We start from the raw sequence: 19,105 nt of genomic DNA, 5'->3' as shown, positions 1-19,105 counted from the left end.
ACCGTGGACAAACTGATTAAGAGTCAGCTGCTCTACCAACTGAGCTAACGAGGCACTGGAATGGCGGCGTTCCTTGCAGGAACGACCGGATGGTACCCCGTCACGGGCTCGAACCGTGGACAAACTGATTAAGAGTCAGCTGCTCTACCAACTGAGCTAACGAGGCATGTATCCGGCAGTTCCCCGCGACAAGCTCCAACTCTGAAGATGGAGCCACTGGTCGGAATTGAACCGACGACCCACGCATTACGAATGCGTTGCTCTACCCCTGAGCTACAGTGGCATCGCGAGAAGCGCGGAAGCAAGTAACCATAAGAGCCCCCTTTTAGCAAGTCTTTTTTGCAATAAGACCGTTTTTTTACGCCTTGAATCCGGAATAGAAGCCAAGTACGGCAGGTGACAGTAGAAGAGCTTGCATAGGAGGGGGAAACATGGTGGAGTTCATGTCCTCAAAGAGCTTTTCTTTCCCTACTTATCATGAAGGCATATTACATTTTCCAGCAGGCGGACGAAGAAACGATCAGCAACATTCTGGACTGGATGCGCAACCAGGAACGCGCCATTTACCGCGCCGCCGTGCGTGAACTCGGCGCTCTGAAAAAACTGCGCCCGGAATTCATCCAGCGCAAGCCCCTTCAGGAGCAATTCTCCTTCATCCAGAAAATGCTAGCGTGGAAACCCAGCAATGAAATCGGGGACCACCTGCTCCAGGTCTGGCTTCTGCGCAAGCATCAGGACATGCTGATTACTTTCCTGAATACGCTGGACATCCCCCATGACGGCAACGGCATTGTGAACGAACTGCCGGAAACGCTGGACAAGGAAAAACTCGCCAAGGCCGTGGACGAATTGTTTGAAAAATACCCTGCCGGCGTAGCGTCCGTTTACCTCCAGATGTTCCAGCTCCAGACGGAAGACGGCTGGGACGAACTGGCCGAGGTTCTGGCGAACGACCCCCGCGTCACCATTCGCTGACTTTTATCATTCTGCTCCCGTGAAGGGAATATTGGAGCCGCTCCGGAAAGGAGCGGCTCTTCTTATTTTATATTGACTGTCAGTCAGTATACTGCTATCCACGGCAGTACCCCATGAAACGTTTCCTCCTACTGCCGGCGGCATTCCTGCTGCCGTGCGCCTGCATTTCCGTCAATACGGCCGCCCAGACGCTGAACGCCGGAACCGTTTACCGCAACTGGGAACTGGATGACCGCGCCTATGTGAAAAACGGCTTCGTTTACATCAAAGCCGTTCAATGCGACCAGCGCAAGGAAACTCCGGTCATCGGACCGCCCATGGCCCAGTCAGACTTCATTTCACAAATGGAGGATATTCCGGGAACGGGAAAGACCGTCTTTTTGCAGCTTAACAAGAAAGACCTTCCCGATCCCATAGAATACAAAGACCTCCTGAGCATGGTACTTGAAGAGAATTTCACCGTTCCTCCCCGGTTTTCCCTGTATGGAGCGCATCAAATTACCCTTCCCTACCTGAACTTGAGCAGGAAAGAAAACGCTTCTCCCACCGTAGCAGCCGTAAAGATCATCAGCGCTCCCTCCACAGGCCGGAGAATTCTGGCGGGAGCACAGAGCTGCGTGATTGACGCCCCCGGTACCGTGATTGCCAATATCCTTCTTATTCCGGTCAGCATTGTCGTTACCCCCTGCCTGGGCATGTATAACCTGTGCTCCGGGGAATGACGAACCAGGCCGTTCCAAACAAAACGCACCTCCGCGTTCGTGCCCGCCCTTGCTTCATCCGCATGCGGGCAATGTTTTTCCCGCACGTGTACGTATTCCATGACCCGGGAAACTCCGGATACCTGCCGCAGCCGCCGGCTGCCGTCATGAGGGGACCGTGTCCGGCGGCTCCGGACGGAACGTCCAGCCTTCATCCCCGTGATACACCATCATCCGAGTCATGCCGCCGTCAATGACCAGGTTTTCCGCATTGACGAAGCCGGAGCGGCAGAGGAAGAACACAGCCTGAACGATATCCTCCGGCGTTCCAACGCGCCCGGAAGGATGCTGGAGGCCGTCCTCCGGGGACAAGGCTCCAAAGGCCCCCGTGTCAATCCAGCCGGGGCTGATGCTGTTCACCCGGACGCCGAGGGGCGCGAGGCTCATGGCAAGAGCGTGGGTCAGGGAGATGAGGGCTCCCTTGGCCGCGCTGTAGCTTTCCGTATCCTTCTGGGACATGGAAGCGCGGGTGGAGGCGATGTTCACGATGGAAGCCCCGCGGGAAAAATGATCACGGAACAAAAGGCTGAGCAGGTAGGGGGCAGCAACGCCCACGCGCAGAACTTCATTAAAGTCCTCATAAGAGCAGCCGGAAAGAATGCCGTGGCGGGTGATGCACGCATTGTTTACCAGGACATCCACCCGGCCGAAGTGCTCCAACACTTTTTCCGCAAAAAAACGCACGTCCTCTTCCACCCCCGCATCACCCGTCACGCAGAGATGGCCTTCTCCCGGCAATTCATCCAGCAGGGAGGCCGTTTCCTCATGCTTCACATCCAGCACCGCCACGCGTGCGCCTGCTGCGGCGCAAGCCTCCGCAATGGCGCGGCCAATGCCGCCGACTCCGCCCGTCACGACCACGGCACTTCCGGAAAAATCAACATCCATCATGGGCAGATTGTCCCGTTCCGACGCCGGATGTCAATAGGCGCTTTCCGGCATGCAGCCCTCAGTGCGTGTACATCACATAGCGGTAAAAGCCCATGGCGCGGGAAAGAAGAGGGGAACGGGTCACAACGTCCGTCTCCACGATAAGATGGGCCATGGTACTGGAAACGGCCATTTCCGCTTCCTCCGCACGGCGGCTGATGCGTTCCAGATCCCTGGTTTTTACCTGGTTCATGCGGCCAGATTTCTGAAAATCATCCACGACGTAGCGCAGCCTTTTCAGCCTGGCCACCACTTCCACCAACTCCATGGCGCGCTGGTCCGCCGTTCCGGTATCCTTAATGCCGCGCAGGAGATGCTGGATTCTTTCCAAACACAGGCAGAACTCCTCCATGGTCATGATGGGATCAGCCCAGAATTCCTGAAAATCCACCAGCCTAGGCTGTTCCATCTCAAGCCCCACCACTGCTTTCTGCATGGACGGGGAATCATACATTCTGGCCGTCACCAGCTTCAGGAGCGCCCGGAAAGCGCGTTTGCGGTTCTCGTCCGCCCTTCTCCTCATCTTCTCCAACCCGTCGTGGCAGTGCCGTTCAAAACCGGGGAGCCATTCTCCGTACTCCTGCTCCAGCCGGGTGATATTGTCCATCTGTTCCCTGACCATGCGCCCCTGAAGGGCTACGGACATGGCATAAGCCTCCGCAGCCACCTTGTTGTCAATCCCCTCCAGCATGTCCACCATGGTGGCGTACTGCTCCAGATACGCTTTCAGGAACGGCAGTATCCTGTCGTTCAAATACTGGGCCATCCGTTCGTCCGTCAGGCTGAGACCGTACTTTTCCAGATCATCCCTGATGACGGCGGAATCGTAATACTTGAGTTCATGAAGCTTCAGCATCGCCTGCATCATCCGGTCGCGGGCCTTGTCCACGCGCTCCCGGAGAATGGAATGGAAGGAGGGGTGAGCCTCCCGGGACTCTTCATGCACGCGCGGATTCAGAATCATCAGCCGCCCGCAGTTCATGTCGTAAAGCTTCAGCCTGTCCGTCAACCGCCCCAGTTCCACCATCACGGCCTCTCCCGCAGCCCGGTCCTGGATGGAAGCGACCAGATCCGTCATCTGCTCCACGTCCTTCAGGCGCAGGGAAAGCAGTTCTTCATAGGATTCCACCGGGGAAAGCTTTTCAGCCTCCTTTTCCTCCGCAGCCCTTTCCCCTTCCTCCTTGTCCCCGCAGGAACACAGTGCCAGCAAACACGCGCCTCCCAACAGCGGCAAATTCAGGAACAGGGAAAAACGGGAACTGAGTTTCATGAGAAAGCGGCGTTGATGAGGGAGGCTCTGGAGCCCGGCCCGCATCGTGGCAACATGGTTACCGTAAGAAAGCGTCCCCAAAGTTCAAGGCCTTTTCATTTCATCCGGAAAAAACATTCCCGCATTCTTGATGTGCGGAAATATTCTTTTAAATATCATGAACACTCTCCCGAACCCGGAGGTCACACCTTATTACCAACTCCATCCTATCCGCCGTGATTCTTGACATTCTTCAATACGGACACCCCCTTTTGAGGGAGGAATGCAGCCCCGTGGTTCATATCAACAAAGACCTTCTTTCCTTCCTGGACGACATGCAGGAAACCCTGGCCCAGGGGGGCATAGGCCTGGCCGCTCCGCAGGTGGGAAGAGCCATTCAGATGGTCACCATCAATATTCCGCCCACGGACGCCACTACTACATGGCTGGAAGTGGACGGACGCCCGGCCACGCTGGCGCAAATCATGCCCTTGAATTTCATCAATCCCGTCCTGCACCCCTTCGGCAGGAATGTGCCGTACCGGGAAGGCTGCCTGAGCATCACCAAGGTGTATGCGGACGTCCTGCGCCGCTCCTGCGTGAAGGCCATCCTGACCCTGGTGGACGGACGCACCGTGACCATCAAATGCAACGGGCTCCTGGCGCGCTGCCTGCAGCACGAGGTGGACCATCTTCAGGGAGGCCTGTTCACGGACCTGGTTTCCCCGGAGGACCATGACAAGGTGGTGCGGAGGCTCCGGCTGACCCATCCGGACGCCTTTGAGGAAGACGACGACAGCTACGCCCGCCGCATGAAGGAGGAACGCCGCGCCCGGGCCCGGGATGCCCAAACGCCACCCACGCCCAGAAAAACCGCTTGACGCTCCGGGAGCAAATCCGCTCCCGCCTATCCTGTGCCTTCTTAAAAAATGCCCCGGCGTTCCATCTGGAAGCCGGGGCATTCGTTATACGGTAAAAAAGCGGATAAATCAGACAATCCAGTCCAGAACCACCTTGCCGGACTTGCCGGAATTCATGGCCTCAAAGCCTTCCCGGAATTCCGTGTAGGGCAGGCGGTGCGTAATGATGGGCGCTATATTCAGGCCGCTGCGGATCATGGAATCCATCTTGTGCCAGGTTTCAAAAATTTCACGCCCGTAAATGCCCTTCATCTTCAGCCCCTTCCAGATAAACTTGTTCCATTCGATGCTGGAGCCGTCCGGCTGGATGCCCAGCAGGGAAATGTTGGCTCCGTTCCGGGAATTGTCGATGATGTCTTTCAGGCAGGACGGGGCGCCGCTCATTTCCAGGCACACGTCAAACCCTTCCGTCATTTCCAGCTCCTTCATTACGTCCTCCAGTTTTTCACGGGTCACGTTCACGGTACGGTCCGCGCCCAGCGTCTTGGCCAGGCTCAGGCGGAAATCATTGATGTCCGTGATAACCACCGTCTTGGCTCCGGCCTTCTTGCAGACGGCGGCGGCCATGCAGCCGATGACTCCCGCGCCCGTAATCAGGACGTCTTCCCCCACCATGTCCCAGGACAAGGCCGTATGGACGGCGTTGCCCAGAGGGTCGAAGATGGAGGCGATTTCCATCGGAATGCTCTTGTGGATGCGCACCACGTTGTCCTGGGGAATGGAAAGATACTCCGCAAAGCAGCCGGGCCTGTTCACGCCCACGCCCTTCGTGTTCGGGCAAAGGTGCTTCTGACCGGAACGGCAGCTGCGGCAGTGGCCGCAGACGATGTGGCCTTCCCCGGAAACGATTTCCCCGGGCTTGTATTCCGTTACGGAGGAACCCACGGATTCAATCACGCCGCAGAACTCATGACCCACGTGCATCCCCACGGGAATGGTCTGCTGGGCCCACTTGTCCCAGTTCCAGATATGAAGGTCCGTGCCGCAAATGGCTGTTTTATGAATTTTAATCAGGACATCGTTCGGGCCGACTTCCGGCATGGGGACATCCATCAGTTCCAAACCGGGGCCTGCCTGCGTTTTTACAAGAGCTTTCATGCCCCCCATTCATGCTCTTTTTCCCCTGCGGCGGCAAGCCCAAAATTCGTTTCCGGCGCACCGGAAAACCGCTTCCGGAACGGAGGTCTGGGGCACCGCCGCATCCCCTTCTCCCCGGCCCGGTAAAACCCCGGAAAGCAAACTCCGGAAAGGCATTCCTGTTCAATCAACAATTCAGACACACACACAATTTGCCCTTTCCAATATGGACGAATCATGATACCAAGGCATACGGTTCACCTGTTGAACGCTTTACTCTACTTACAGAACCATGGCGAAATCATTTTTACCCACCATTTTCGAACATCCGTATGAAATCGACCCCAAATACGGAAAAAGCGTAGCGTACTTCTCCATGGAATACGCCATTGACAATTCATTCAAAATCTACTCCGGCGGCCTGGGCTACCTGTCCGGCTCCCACATGCGCAGCGCGCACGACCTGCGGCAGAACCTCGTAGGCGTCGGCATCCTGTGGAGCTACGGCTACTACAACCAGATCCGGGCGGAAGACGGTTCCATGGCCACGCAATACATGCGCAAGAACTACCCGTTCCTGGAAGACCACAACATCAAATTCCTCATTCACGTCTGCGGCGCGCCCGTCTGGGTGAAGGCCTACTTCCTGAATCCTGAAACCTTCGGCACCGCCCCCATGTTCTTCCTTTCCACGGACCTGGAGGAAAACGACGAGGAAAGCCGCAACATTTCCCGCCGCCTGTACGACGCCAACGGCTTCACCCGCATCGCCCAGTACGTGCTGCTCGGCAAGGGCGGCGCCCGCCTCTTTGACGAGCTGGGCATTGAACCGGAAATCTACCACCTGAACGAAGCCCACGGCCTGGCCGCCGCCTTCCACGTGCTTGCCAAGACCGGCAGCGTGGAGGAAGTGCGCAAGCGCTTCGTCTTCACCACCCACACTCCGGAGGAAGCCGGCAATGAAAAGATGGATGTGAACACCATGAACACGTTCTCCTTCTTCGACGGGCTTTCCATGGAACAGGTGCGCGCCGCCGTAGGCCTGACGGACAACACGTTCAACTACACGCTGGCCGCCCTGCGCCTCTCCCACATCGCCAACGGCGTCTCCAAGCTCCACGGCGAAGTTTCCCGCCAGATGTGGAAGGACTATGAAGGCGTGTGCCCCATCATCCACATCACGAACGCCCAGAACCAGAAATACTGGCAGGACCCGGAACTGGCGGAAGCCTTCCAGGCCCGCAACAAGGAGGCCTTCATCCGCCGCAAGCGCGCCCTGAAAAAAGCCCTCTTCCACATGGTGGGCGAGCAGACGGGGCGCGTTTTTGACCCGAACTGCCTCACCATCGTCTGGGCGCGCCGCTTTGCGGCCTACAAGCGTCCGGACCTGGTCACCGGCAATCCCACCATGTTTGAACGCATGCTCCAGCGCACCAATTATCCGGTGCAATTCATCTGGGCTGGCAAGCCCTACCCGATGGACCACGGCGCCATTGAAATCTTCAACCGCCTGAATGACATGACGGCCAAATACCCCCGTTCCGCCGTACTCACCGGCTATGAACTGGGCCTGAGCCGCTACCTGAAAAACGGTTCCGACGTGTGGCTGAACAACCCCGTAGTCACCCGGGAAGCCTCCGGCACCTCCGGCATGTCCGCCGCCATGAACGGCTCCATCTCCGTCTCCACCAATGACGGCTGGATCTGTGAATTCGCCAAGGATGGGGAAAACTGCTTCGTCATCCCGGAAGCGGCTCCGCACCTCTCCCCGGAAGCCCGCGACCGCTCCGACCGCGACAACTTCTACAACATCCTGGACGACAATATCCTGCCGCTCTACTACGATCACAACGACAAGTGGATGGACATCGTCTTCAATGCGATGACGGACATCTACCCCGAATTCGACTCCGACCGCATGGCGGACCAGTACTACACGGAAATGTACAACAGCTAAGGAAAACTCTTTTCCCGCTTTTACGCAACGGCCGCCCTTCCCCGTGGAAAGGCGGCCGTTCCTTTTCAAGCCTGTTTCAAAAATCCATGGACCGGAGTTGAGCAGTCCTCAAAAAAGACCGGGGGGCTATTTGGCCTCCCCTTCTTCGCCGCCGGCGTCAGCCGCGGCCTTGTCCGCGGGCCGCTTGCGGCGGTGCGCAAAAACATTCTCCTGCTGCCATACGCGGGAAAAGGCGGACGTGATGAGCCCCGTGGAAATGGCAATGATGGATACGGCAATGAACATGATCACTCCGGTAAAAATGCGCCCCATGGGCGTAATGGGCACCAGGTCCCCGTAACCCACCGTGCTCAGGGTTTCCACGGCGAACCAGAGGGCGTCAAAAAAGGACCGGAACTTCTCCGGCTGGGCCTCATGCTCCGCAATGTAAATACCCAGAGACGTGACGTAAAGCATGAACAGGATCACGGAGAAAAACAGGAAAAACTCATCCCGGATCAGGTAAAAGGCCTTTTTAAAACTGGCCGCAGTTTCATTAAACCGGGCCAGCTTGAAAATGGCCAGCACGCGGACAATGCGCAGGGAATAAAGAATCTGCCAGTCCACTCCGAAAAACATGCCCAGGAACGGCACGCAGACGATAAAATCCAGAATACCCATGCCGCTGAAGATATAAGCCTTCCGCGGCTTGGCGCACAGCACCCGCAGGATGTACTCAAACACGAAGAAATAGCTGATCCAGTAATTCACCTTGGCCGCAATGCGGCCTACCAGCGGGTGAACGTCCGGAATGGCATTCAGCGTGTACAGCATGAACCATACCAGGATCAGCACCCTGACGACATTTTCCCAGGGGCCGAAATTGGCTGCGCCTTGCTTGGTGCGGGTAATCAGGGGCATGGCGGGAATCAGGAATGAAGGGCGGCTTTCCACTCGTCAGCCTTGAAGCCGACACAGATCCTCCCGTTGGTAATCAGAATGGGGCGTTTGACCAGCATGCCGTTGGTAGCCAGCAGGGCTACCTGGTCATCCAGGCTCATGCCGGGAAGCCTGTCTTTCAAATTCATGCTCTTGTACAGCAGGCCGCTGGTATTGAAAAACCTCTTGGACGGCAGGCCGCTCTCTTCAATCCAGGTCCGGAGTTCCTCCGCCGTGGGATTCTGCTCCACAATATGGCGGTCCTCATAGGAAACGCCCTGCTCGTCAAGCCACTTTTTAGCTTTCTGGCAAGTCGTGCACTTGGGATATTCAATAAACAAGGAAGACATACCTGCACGCTAGCCCCGTAAACTCACCGGGTCAAGCGGGCAGCACAGCCATCCTGCCGTCATGACTTGATTGGAGCACACCGGGAGCCTCCGCCATGAAAGCGGCGTACCCGGCAAGAAACCGCGGCAGGAAGGCCCCGGCACGCCGGAACGTCAAAGCACCATGGCGCTTCCCAGCTGCGCGATGGAAACGGGATTGGGCTGCCGTTTCCTGAGCGCCTCCGCCAGGGCGAGGGAGGCCTTCTCCTCCCCGTGCGCCAGAATGATATTCCTCTTGGGCCCTCCGGTCTTGTCAAAATACTCCAGCAGCTCTCCATGGTCCGCATGTCCGGAAAAGGAATCCATCTCCCGTATCCTGGCCCGGACGGTGTACTGCTTGCCCAGGATGGGAACCTCCTTCCATCCGTCCATGATCTTGCGGCCCAGCGTATGTTCCGCGCAATAGCCCACAAAAAGGACCGTATTCTTCGGGTTGCCGATGTTGTTCGCCAGATGGTGCAGGATGCGCCCTGCTTCACACATGCCGGAGGCGGAAATGATGATGGCCTGCTCACTCATCTTATTCAGATCCTGGGATTCCCCTACGGAGCGGATAAGCCGCAATTGTTCAAAGCAGAACGGCTCCTTCTCCCGGAACAGGAAATCATACACCTCCTTGTTAAAGCATTCCGGGTGAATGCGGAAAATCTCCGTGGCGCTCACGGCCATGGGGCTGTCCACATACACGTTCAGGAGGGGAAGCCTGCCTTCATGGTACGCCCGGTTGAACAGGTAAAGAAGCTGCTGGGTGCGCTCCACCGCAAAAGCGGGAATGTAAATGCGGCCGCCCAGTTCCAGAGCCTCCCTGATCACCCTGCAAAAGGCCTCGTCATCCCGGGAGGGGGCTTCATGGAAGCGGCCTCCGTAAGTGCTCTCCATCAAAAGGATGTCCACATCCGGAACGGGCACGGGATCACGCAGGAGTTCATTATCCCCTCTCCCCACGTCTCCGGAAAACAGGAAGCGCTTCTTCCGCCCGTCTTCCTGGTCCTCAATATCCAGGCACACCTGCGCGGCCCCCAGAATATGGCCCGCATCATAAAACGTGAGCGTCACGCCCGGAACGACGGGGATGGACCGTTCATACCCGATATTCACGAACTGGCGCATGCACTGCTCCGCGTCCTGTTCGGAATAAGTGGGATAAACTTCCGGCTGCTGAATGCCCCGGCGCTTGTTCATCTTATTAATAAACGCGCAGTCGTGCTCCTGGATGCGGGCCGCGTCCGCCAGCATGATCTGGCAGAGGTCCCGGGTCGCAAACGTACTGTAAATATTCCCCTGAAACCCCTGCTTCACCAGATTGGGAAGGTTGCCGGAATGGTCGATGTGCGCGTGGGAAAGAACCACCGCGTCCACCTCCGCCGGAGAAAAATAGGGAAAATCCTTGTTGATGTGCCAGGCCTCCTCACGCCGCCCCTGGTACATGCCGCAATCCAGAAGAATCCTGCTCCCGTTCACCTCCAGCAAATGCTGGGACCCCGTGGTCGTACCCGCCGCGCCGCAAAAATGAATTTTCATTAATACATGTGTACAACAAGCCTCCGGTTAACGCAAGAAATCAATACCTTCCGGGATGATGAATTTCATACGGCCATGCGCACAATTTCAAGTTCCCTGCATTGACTTTCTCCCATCACAATTCTGCATGCTTATGCCCACGCTTCCAAAAAATCTCACAACGCAGAGAATATCCCCAGACTAAGGAAAAACAAAAAAGCTGTTCTCTCATTTCTGAAAACCAACCTGTCAACAATGTTATCGGCTCCTCATGAAAGTCCAAGAGCAAAGACAATCAAAAATGGAAGAAACCATAAAATAGATAACGCCAGAGCTATAATAAAATCCATCTTCTTTTTATCTTCAATAATCCCGCATACCCCCCACAACAAGCTAAGAATAGGTCCTCCAACCATTATTGAAGCAAAAAACATCATGGACAATTCAGTCAAGTTGCTCAAATCCATCCATTTCGGGAAACCATAAAAACGGATTCCCATGCTCGTTCCGCACAAAAGCAATGTAATGATCCATGAAGCTAGCACAGGATAGTATGATTTTATCTTCATCTTTAACGGGATGCTTTTAAACAAGCGCAAAGAACATCTTTGATCTGTTTGCCTTTTTCTTTTAAATATTCGTCATTCACACCAGGATTTGTGACATAGTCTGGATCATTCTCCTTCTGCACTCTCACCTTTCTTAATAATCGTCAACTCCTTGGCGAAATTCATTTCATTGTCAGAAATTATTTTTCTGATGAATATCTAGATAGCACTGACATTCAATACAAAATATATTATCAATAGGACAAGTCGATGAAAAACTATTAATAATTTCTCCAATGTAATAGCAGAAAAGCATTTCTCGTATAGAAAGAATAAAATCGTTCCCCCAATATTGGGGGAACGATCCATCTTGTCGACAATGTGTAATATATAATTAATAACGCATGTAATTTTTGTGGATCATAAGAAAATACTTAATACCTGTGATATTAACAATATGTTATTTGCAGTTCTGCGGCATATCTTTGATTTTCTCATAATTTTATTATTTTATATAATATATATGATGATAAAAATCCCCAGCAAGCAGATAAAAAATACATTAATAAATGCATGCCGTTTATAATAAATTCACCTTCTCGAAATAAAATGGCACCGAATACAGCACCTGTAATCAAGTAAAAAAACAGTTCTATCTTTTTATTGATTTTTATCCTATTTAACAAATTTAATACCAAAAAAACTATTACCGACGGCAGATATAAAATAACAAAAATTATAATGGGAAGAACTAGGACAGTTTTAAAAAAATCAGAACTATGAAAATTAATATATAATGTACTCAAATAATAAATAAAAACAAATCCAAATGGAATCAAAAATGAAAATGAAATTGTAAACAATAATAACCTGAAATGGGATAACTCCTCAATTTTTCTTTTACAATTATCGGATTTGACAATTTTTAATAATTTCATGTAATTCATTAAAATTATTTTTAACTTTCTCAGGGGGCTGCCCATGGTCAGGTATATATTTATCCCCTATTTTTTCTTTATTATTTTTTAATTTTTCTGATCTTTTTTCATATCCTTCTCTCCAACCGGCTACATAATTCTGATACCGATCTGCATCATTCATGGATTTGGGAATATATGGATATATATTTTCAATCACTTTCGCCATATATGCCGATGCGACATGCATAGTTCCTTGTGGTGTTAGTAAATACGCTTTCATTTGTTGTCTACTCTGAAATTCAAATCCTCCATTTTTCATTTCTTCCGTTAAAACACTAATAGCCGTATCAACATTAATATTACCTATTCCTATATCTGTTCCACCGAGGATTGTTTCTCCCCCGCCTTCCCCGAGAGAGGCAAATGTATCTTGAACTGCATCAGCAATTCCCCAATACTTCTCAGGTCTCGTTGAATATTCATCAGCTAAAGCCATAGCTACAGCTTCCGGAGGAACTCCATATTCGTGTGCCTGCTGAAGTAAACATCTACAATTCTTTTTGAAATAATCTAATACTTCATTGGAATAAAGTCCAACAATATCTGTGTGCCATATTGGATTATTGTATAGAAATGAATATAAATTATTTCCACCCTGTTCATTGATAAAATCCCGGTTAATCCAACGACCATCCAGAGGGTTGAGATAGCGGTAGTTGTAATAAACCATCCCCAGTTCATCGTCATGATATTCCGACGAGAAACGGAAGGGATTGACCAGGGCCATGTCGCCTTCAGCTTTGATAACGGCTCCGTAGGGAGCGTATTCATACAAGGCACGGCGCCCGGCCTTGGAACCGAAGAGAGCAATCGCATTCTTCATCCGGTCGTGCGTGAAGTACAGGTTTTCCGGATTACCGCCTGTTTCATCATAGTTCCGCATGGCGAGAATACGCGTAGCTGTGGTCTCTACAGGATCCCACAGGTAGGTTTTCTTCAAAATGGGTAAAACCGTTTCATCCGCGTGTACGGCATCCAGTTCTGCGATTTGCAGATAGTCCTTGTAAATGAAACGTTTCCGAGAAACGAGATTTTCTCCGTTGTATACGGATTTTTCCACCCGCCGGTGCAGGTAGTCGTATAAACATTCAATGCGCGTCTCACCCTGTACAAATTCAATGGCTTGGTTGAACACGTTGTAAGTAACGCTCCATTCCCCGGTAACCGTTTTCACCTTTGTCTGGTTACCTTCCAAATCATATTCCGGCAGGAAAGGAGTTTGCGTTCCTTCAATAATAGATACATACTGATTAAGTTCGTTGCTGGCATACACAGAAGAATCTGCGGTTCCTTCCCGGCCAGTTATCCGGTTGCCCATGTTGTCATAAACATAGCTGTATGTTCCACCCCGACTCATCGCGTCGGCAACAAGCTCTCCCCGTCCATTATACGTATAATTATGTATCAAATCGGGATTAGGAGTGTTGAAGTAATCCATTTTTGTCATGGGACGTCCCAGGATATCATAGGTATAATCAACCTTTGCGGGATAATTCTGCCCTCCAGGACGGAGATAATCTACTTTGACGAGCAAATTCCTCTTTTCTTCCCGCGTATACCATCTTTTGAGGGTATTAGGGTAGGAAAGCGTCTCCAATAGCCCATGGTTAACATTGTAACCGTAATTAAAGGGAGCTTCCAGACCATCCATGGAGACATTACCCAGCCTTCCCTTGGTATCATATCCATAGGAAACGGCCTGTACGGTTTCCTCCCCGCAAAGAAGGCTGTAGCCTGTTATACGCCCCAGAGGATCGCGAGTATTAGAAAGGACACTGGAGACAAGTCCTTGCATCTTTTCCGCCTCCAGTTCATTGTACTGGTTGTATATAAATTCCCGTGTCCCGGTGCCGTCCGAAATCGAAACAGGCATGCCGAGGTAGTTGTAAGAATAAGTGACCGCAGGCGTTTGCGTGGTAGAGGAATCGTCACAGATGACAGAGAGAAGTTCCCCGGTGAGCGGAGCATAAGTCCTTATTGCTGCGAGGGAACGGGGATTAATGATCCTCTCCAGCCGGTTCATGGAGTCATACTCATAGTTGGCGGAAGTTCCATCAGCATAGGTCTTACTGAGAAGCAAACCGGTGGACGCGTCATAGCGCCAAGTAGTCGTATCGCCATCCGTACGTTCCGTGGGATCGGAAACAATGGCCTCTTCCCCAGCCCGGAAAGTGGTCAGGGAAACCACGTTGTCCGCGTCATCATAGGCATAAAGGGCTGGCTGGACACCTGTACCGTATTCAGCAATTTTACGTCCTCGGCAGTCATAGGAGAAGCAGACCGTGTTTCCCAAGGCATCCATCACAAGGGAGGGTTTTCCTGTGGCTGGATCATAGGATGTCGTGGTAACACCACCCATGGAGTTCGTTACCTTGACGGAACGCCCGGAGACATCCTGCTCCACAATGGTAGTATTGCCGCGGGCATCCGTATCAATCAGTGTTAAACCATGTTCCGTATAAATGCGAGCATGGGTGGTCATGACGCCTGCCAGATCCATTCCTGAAATCAGGAAGTCATCTATCAAGACATCTGCCGCCACGGTATTGGAAGCTGGAGTTTGCCGTTTGATAATTCGTTTGGCGGATGTTGAATATTCCGTCCATGTAATGCCTTCATTACCCCGTGTGTCCCTAATCACGGTTTTTCCGGCCAGGGAGGCATGAATTGATGAGATGAGACTGCTTTCCGAAGTCCTGACAGGGGACCCTTCCGGCGTATAAATGGTAGAGGTCTCTTTCAGATAGACTCCATCTGATCCATCCTCAAAAGAGACAGCCCATTCCGTAATGCGGGAGTTGAGTTTTGTAGGGGAATCATCCAGCTTGACAGTTTCTCTGATGAGGTTTCCCATCGTATCATAGTCATAAAGAATGGGGGCCAAACCAACCGTCTGCTCCTGTGTTTTTTGCCCCTTTTCATTGTAGGCATAGTCGGTAACAATCCATCCCTCTTCCGTATTGGGAAGTTCTTTCTTCACCGTCTGTCCGAAACCGTCCACGGTCTCTCGGGAAAGTACGATGTCGGCCTTTCCTTCCGGGGAAGGGGTTGAAATGGTGGTGCGGACTCCGTTCTTGAGAGCCTCCACCATATAAATCAAGTGTCGCTGTCCTGTTCCTGATTGCTCCAGGAGAGTGCCGTCCGCGTGCTTCCGTGTGATAAGAGTAGCTCCTGTGGGAGTTGTTTCAGTTGTGGTCAATCCGTCTTCACTATAAGAGTAGGTTGTTACGCGCCCCAGTTTATCCGTGTAGGAAACACGACGTCCCAGCAAATCATAGCTCGTCCTGGTGATGGTTGTCATTGGACCGATGTCTACACGAGTTTCAAGAATACGGTCCATCGCATCCCTGGTATAGGAGGTGATCATTTCCGGAGTAGTTTCTGTTGCGGAGCGGATAACTTCTACAAGCTGCCGGGCCGTATTGTAGGAATAGGTAGTGAGAATACCGTCTTCATCCCGTTCCCACAGAGGACCGCAGCACATCATTTCACGTTCTGTAATACGGCCATTGGCGCGCGTGCGTTTAATCCAGCGGTTTTCACAGTCGTATTCGTAATCCATGGCTTCAACCAGCTTCCAAGTACCGTTAGAAAGCAGAACGTAATCTTCTATCCGCATGTCATTTCCCTGAGCAGAGACATAACGAATTTGACGCGTGCTTTGACCATGAACAGCTTTCCCCGATACTTGCGTTTCTTTCGTAACTTTGTAAAGAGATCCGTAAGAGTTATTGGGCTCATAGGTATAAGCTGTCTGTACTCCATTGATATCCCGGTGGAATTTAATGCGTCCTTGGGCATGGGGATTGGGAGCGGTGCCCAGCCAGGTTTCTGTCGCCTCAAACTGTGTTTTATCAGACCCAAGAGCCGTGGTCCGTTTTTCTACGCGGCGCACATGATTGACTGTGGAGTATTTGTAATTGATACGCCGGTACTGGGTAGCATTTCCTTCTTTAACAAGGGCGATGCGTTGATGGTCAATGTCCGAATCATAGAAATCCCCATCCTTATAATACGTATAGATAGCCTTGCGAGTGCCTCCGGCCCACGGCTCATACGAGACAGTGGGGCGGCTGTGCGTATCATAACCGCTAGACCAGATATTGTCTTTTGTGGAGGCGTTCTTATCCACTACATTGCCGCGCCCGGCATCGTCATAGGAATAGGTAGTCTTCCGGGAGATGGAACTGCCGTAAGCCATAGTTTTGTCATTTCTCTGCGTTCCTTCATCCGTCTTAGAGAAAGTTTCTGAAGTACATGAAACCACCTCTCCCTCCATTCCTCTCTTGACTTTTGCAGTAAGCCGATAGCGGTTGCCTCCAAGCTCTTCTCGCTCTACCAGTGTGACAATCTCGTCTTCTCCGGTGCCTTTTGACATGCTCCAGGCACCACCAGTCTGCCACCAGGATACCACATAAGGGGGACGACCAGCCGCCCGCTCTGTAACAATGATGCGGTCACGTTCTTCGTTGGGGCCAATATTAAAGGATTTGAAAGGTTCCCCTGTGAGCTGATACAAACCGGTGGAATTGTCTTTAGCTCCTACCTGGTTTGGAAGATATAGGGCGATGGAGTAACCATTTTCACTAATATTTTCGATATTTGCCACCCCATCCCACAAGTTCCATATCTGACGCAGACTCCCGTCTTCAGCTTTTACAATATCAAGGTAACGGGCAAATTCGGAAGAAGAAATCTGTTTACCGGACCAACTGTTATAACTGGAAGGCATTCCTGAAACAGTTGAATAAATAGTGGAACTTTTGGTATGTGTTTTAAATTCTATGTGGGGGGGTTCTCCCGAACTTCCGTATTGGAACCGGGCGGAGGTGGTTGTACCGGTAGAAACTCCGGCGCCGAAGATGGAATTGCCGTCTCCTCCGATGAGGTAATGATGTTTGCTTGTTCCGGAGACAACTTTCACCATGGTGTTGGGCTGGCCGATATAGCTGGAGCCGGATGGTTTCTCCAGACGACTTGCCATCGGATGATTGTAGGCAAGAGAGTGGATTGACCAAGCCGTTTCTGAAAAATTTTTGGCCGTAATTTCAAGCATGCCTCCCGGTACGCCTCCCATGCCTCGGAAGGTACCGAAATTCGCCTGCCAAAGCATGTTGTTCTTGCTAATGGTAGCTGTGATATTTTTACCGCCGGAAGAACTGGCCCATTCTGCCGAGCGGATTTTCCGAGAAGCAGGGGCCCCTTCCTCTCCGCCCGGCTGCGTCGTATTTTCGTTCTGAGACCCTTTCTGGCAATCGCAGTCATCCCGCTCACAATCTCCGGCATTGTCTTCATTGTCTTCCGGAACAGCTTTGCCCGGACTGGCATTCAGGCTAAATTCCAGGAAGGCTTTGTTAGCGTTCTTTTTATAGTCAATATTATCATAACTTAACGTAGCGCAATAAAACCCGGGAAGAAGTTTCCCGGAAGCAGAATCACTCTGTCCGGAGCTCCCCCCATTCGGCCCCTGCTCAGGCAAGCTGATTTTCAAAGGACCCATGGAAAATTCGCCTAAATCGTCGACGCTCAAGTCTGCTGTAACTTGAACGGGTTCCCTGGTCTCCCCTGATGGATCACCAACTTTAACTATCCAGTAAAAATCCTTGTGGAAACCTTCAGAAGGAGGGCCCTCTTTAATGGATTCATGAATATTTTGAGGTTCACCAGTGCGCGTACGGGTAGCGGGAATGTAATATTTAAAACCAGGATATTCCTCAGCAAGAATCATGTTGGAGGAATCGGATCGGGATATGGAATTTCCATTATCCCTGCTGTTATCGAATGTTTGTTCGTTCATCGATGTTGTTTTGTTAGATATTGATAAACAAAATATTGAGACTTGCATCACGATAGTATGCGTATTCTCAATAAGTATTCTCTGTAGCATACTTCTTTTTCAAGAATCAACGGAAAGAGTAGCCGGGTAATTCATGCCTGCAATGGCAGGAGAATAAAATTCGCATTGCGTTATTTTCGCAATCTCATTTTATAAGAGGAATTCTTTTCTTATTCCGCTCCATGGTTCACGTTCCAGCAGAAAAATCCATCCCCCTTCTCTTTCGCCTATCAGTAAAATAAATAAATCCCGCGTATGATTCATCAAGAATTTGATCAAGTGGAATCTACGACAAAGAATATTCCATGGAATCAACCACGGAATATCGGAAAAGAAGGCTGTCTGCTACCAATTGAAGGTAACAGGAAAAAGTTAACAAAAAAGGCGGGGAAATCCCCGCCTGCTCAAGTTTTTTATCAGATGAAAACCTACTTACTCTCCTTTTTGGTTTCCGCCGGCTTCTCCGCTTCCACGTCAATGGGCTGGGAAAGCTCGGGAGAGGGGCGGGATTCCGGCTTGGAGGCGGGAACATCGCTCATGGTTTCCTTCTCCGTCTTCAACAGCTCTTCTTCAAACTCGGACTTGGCCTTCTTGAACTCTCCCAGGCTCTTGCCCAGGCCGCGGGCGAATTCCGGGAGTTTCTTAGCGCCGAACAGCAGGAAAACGATCACCAGAATGGCGATAATCTCCGGCGTTCCCAGACCAAAAATAGCTAACGTGTTCATCATGGAGTGCTACGGTGTTTTTAACAGATTTTTTTCATGACGGATACTCCATAATACGCTTCATGCGTCATCAGAGGATTCCTGTTCCTGTTTTTGCTGCTCCGCAAGCCTTCTGACGGCAAAACGGTGGAAACGCCAAACGACCAGGAAGATCACCAGGAAAAGCGCAGGGAAGACAATCACCAGAATGGCGATAATCTCCGGCGTTCCCAGTCCAAAAATAGCTAACGTATTCATCATGGAGTGCTACGGTGTTTTTAACAGATTTTTTCATGCCGGATACCTCATAATACGCTTCATGCGTCATCAGAGGATTCCTGTTCCTGTTTTTGCTGCTCCG

Annotated in this window: 14 protein-coding genes and 2 tRNA genes; 4 read left to right on the top strand and 12 right to left on the bottom strand. The window is 51.6% G+C overall.

Annotation, left to right across the window (positions count from 1 at the left end; all coding sequences use genetic code 11):
* Window positions 1–90 precede the first annotated feature (90 nt).
* Together HJW02_RS12530 and HJW02_RS12525 are read right to left on the bottom strand one after the other, a co-directional pair.
* A tRNA-Lys gene (locus HJW02_RS12530) sits at window positions 91–166 on the bottom strand.
* A gap of 42 nt (window positions 167–208) precedes the next feature.
* Window positions 209–283 (bottom strand) — tRNA-Thr (locus tag HJW02_RS12525).
* 194 nt (window positions 284–477) lie between these two features.
* Here HJW02_RS12525 and HJW02_RS12520 point away from each other — a divergent pair.
* Window positions 478–975 (top strand): hypothetical protein, encoded by a 498-nt coding sequence (locus tag HJW02_RS12520; RefSeq protein WP_022396083.1) that lies wholly within the window; start codon window positions 478–480, stop codon window positions 973–975.
* Between the two features lie 113 nt (window positions 976–1,088).
* Window positions 1,089–1,697: a hypothetical protein gene (locus HJW02_RS12515; RefSeq protein WP_022396084.1), complete on the top strand. Its 609-nt coding sequence runs from the start codon at window positions 1,089–1,091 to the stop codon at window positions 1,695–1,697.
* Window positions 1,698–1,841: 144 nt separating this feature from the next.
* On the opposite strand, the gene HJW02_RS12510 is transcribed toward HJW02_RS12515, so the two are convergent.
* A complete protein-coding gene (locus HJW02_RS12510; RefSeq protein WP_180971125.1) occupies window positions 1,842–2,627 on the bottom strand; it encodes an SDR family oxidoreductase in 786 nt (261 codons plus the stop codon).
* A 58-nt stretch (window positions 2,628–2,685) separates the two neighbouring features.
* The gene (locus tag HJW02_RS12505) at window positions 2,686–3,936 is read right to left on the bottom strand and encodes a hypothetical protein (RefSeq protein WP_102722705.1); all 1,251 of its coding nucleotides are present in this window, start codon (window positions 3,934–3,936) and stop codon (window positions 2,686–2,688) included.
* A gap of 215 nt (window positions 3,937–4,151) precedes the next feature.
* Here HJW02_RS12505 and def point away from each other — a divergent pair, with 215 nt between their 5' ends.
* Complete coding sequence (gene def, locus HJW02_RS12500) at window positions 4,152–4,796, top strand: peptide deformylase (RefSeq protein ID WP_102722706.1); 645 nt, start codon at window positions 4,152–4,154, stop codon at window positions 4,794–4,796.
* A gap of 108 nt (window positions 4,797–4,904) precedes the next feature.
* Here def and tdh read toward each other — a convergent pair whose 3' ends face one another.
* Window positions 4,905–5,942, bottom strand: a complete 1,038-nt coding sequence (tdh, locus tag HJW02_RS12495; RefSeq protein ID WP_102722707.1) for an L-threonine 3-dehydrogenase — start codon at window positions 5,940–5,942, stop codon at window positions 4,905–4,907.
* Window positions 5,943–6,204: 262 nt separating this feature from the next.
* Here tdh and glgP point away from each other — a divergent pair, with 262 nt between their 5' ends.
* Complete coding sequence (glgP, locus tag HJW02_RS12490; RefSeq protein WP_208050647.1) at window positions 6,205–7,869, top strand: alpha-glucan family phosphorylase; 1,665 nt, start codon at window positions 6,205–6,207, stop codon at window positions 7,867–7,869.
* Window positions 7,870–7,995: 126 nt separating this feature from the next.
* On the opposite strand, the gene HJW02_RS12485 is transcribed toward glgP, so the two are convergent.
* From HJW02_RS12485 to HJW02_RS12455, 7 genes are all read right to left on the bottom strand, one after another.
* Window positions 7,996–8,769 (bottom strand): ion transporter, encoded by a 774-nt coding sequence (locus HJW02_RS12485; protein WP_102722708.1) that lies wholly within the window; start codon window positions 8,767–8,769, stop codon window positions 7,996–7,998.
* A gap of 8 nt (window positions 8,770–8,777) precedes the next feature.
* The gene (locus tag HJW02_RS12480; protein ID WP_102722709.1) at window positions 8,778–9,137 is read right to left on the bottom strand and encodes an arsenate reductase family protein; all 360 of its coding nucleotides are present in this window, start codon (window positions 9,135–9,137) and stop codon (window positions 8,778–8,780) included.
* Window positions 9,138–9,290: 153 nt separating this feature from the next.
* Complete coding sequence (locus HJW02_RS12475) at window positions 9,291–10,697, bottom strand: MBL fold metallo-hydrolase (RefSeq protein WP_102722710.1); 1,407 nt, start codon at window positions 10,695–10,697, stop codon at window positions 9,291–9,293.
* A 248-nt stretch (window positions 10,698–10,945) separates the two neighbouring features.
* Window positions 10,946–11,245: a hypothetical protein gene (locus HJW02_RS12470; RefSeq protein ID WP_146019672.1), complete on the bottom strand. Its 300-nt coding sequence runs from the start codon at window positions 11,243–11,245 to the stop codon at window positions 10,946–10,948.
* 885 nt (window positions 11,246–12,130) lie between these two features.
* Entirely contained in the window at window positions 12,131–18,001 is a 5,871-nt protein-coding gene (locus HJW02_RS12465) for an RHS repeat-associated core domain-containing protein (RefSeq protein WP_180971840.1), read from the bottom strand.
* A gap of 467 nt (window positions 18,002–18,468) precedes the next feature.
* Entirely contained in the window at window positions 18,469–18,750 is a 282-nt protein-coding gene (locus tag HJW02_RS14075) for a twin-arginine translocase TatA/TatE family subunit (RefSeq protein ID WP_180971128.1), read from the bottom strand.
* 75 nt (window positions 18,751–18,825) lie between these two features.
* Window positions 18,826–19,005, bottom strand: coding sequence for a hypothetical protein (locus HJW02_RS12455; protein WP_180971127.1), 180 nt, complete (start codon window positions 19,003–19,005; stop codon window positions 18,826–18,828).
* Window positions 19,006–19,105: the final 100 nt, after the last annotated feature.

This window comes from Akkermansia sp. GGCC_0220, assembly GCF_017566105.1.
Classification (GTDB): domain Bacteria; phylum Verrucomicrobiota; class Verrucomicrobiia; order Verrucomicrobiales; family Akkermansiaceae; genus Akkermansia; species Akkermansia massiliensis.
This window is presented reverse-complemented; position numbering and strand designations above follow the sequence as displayed.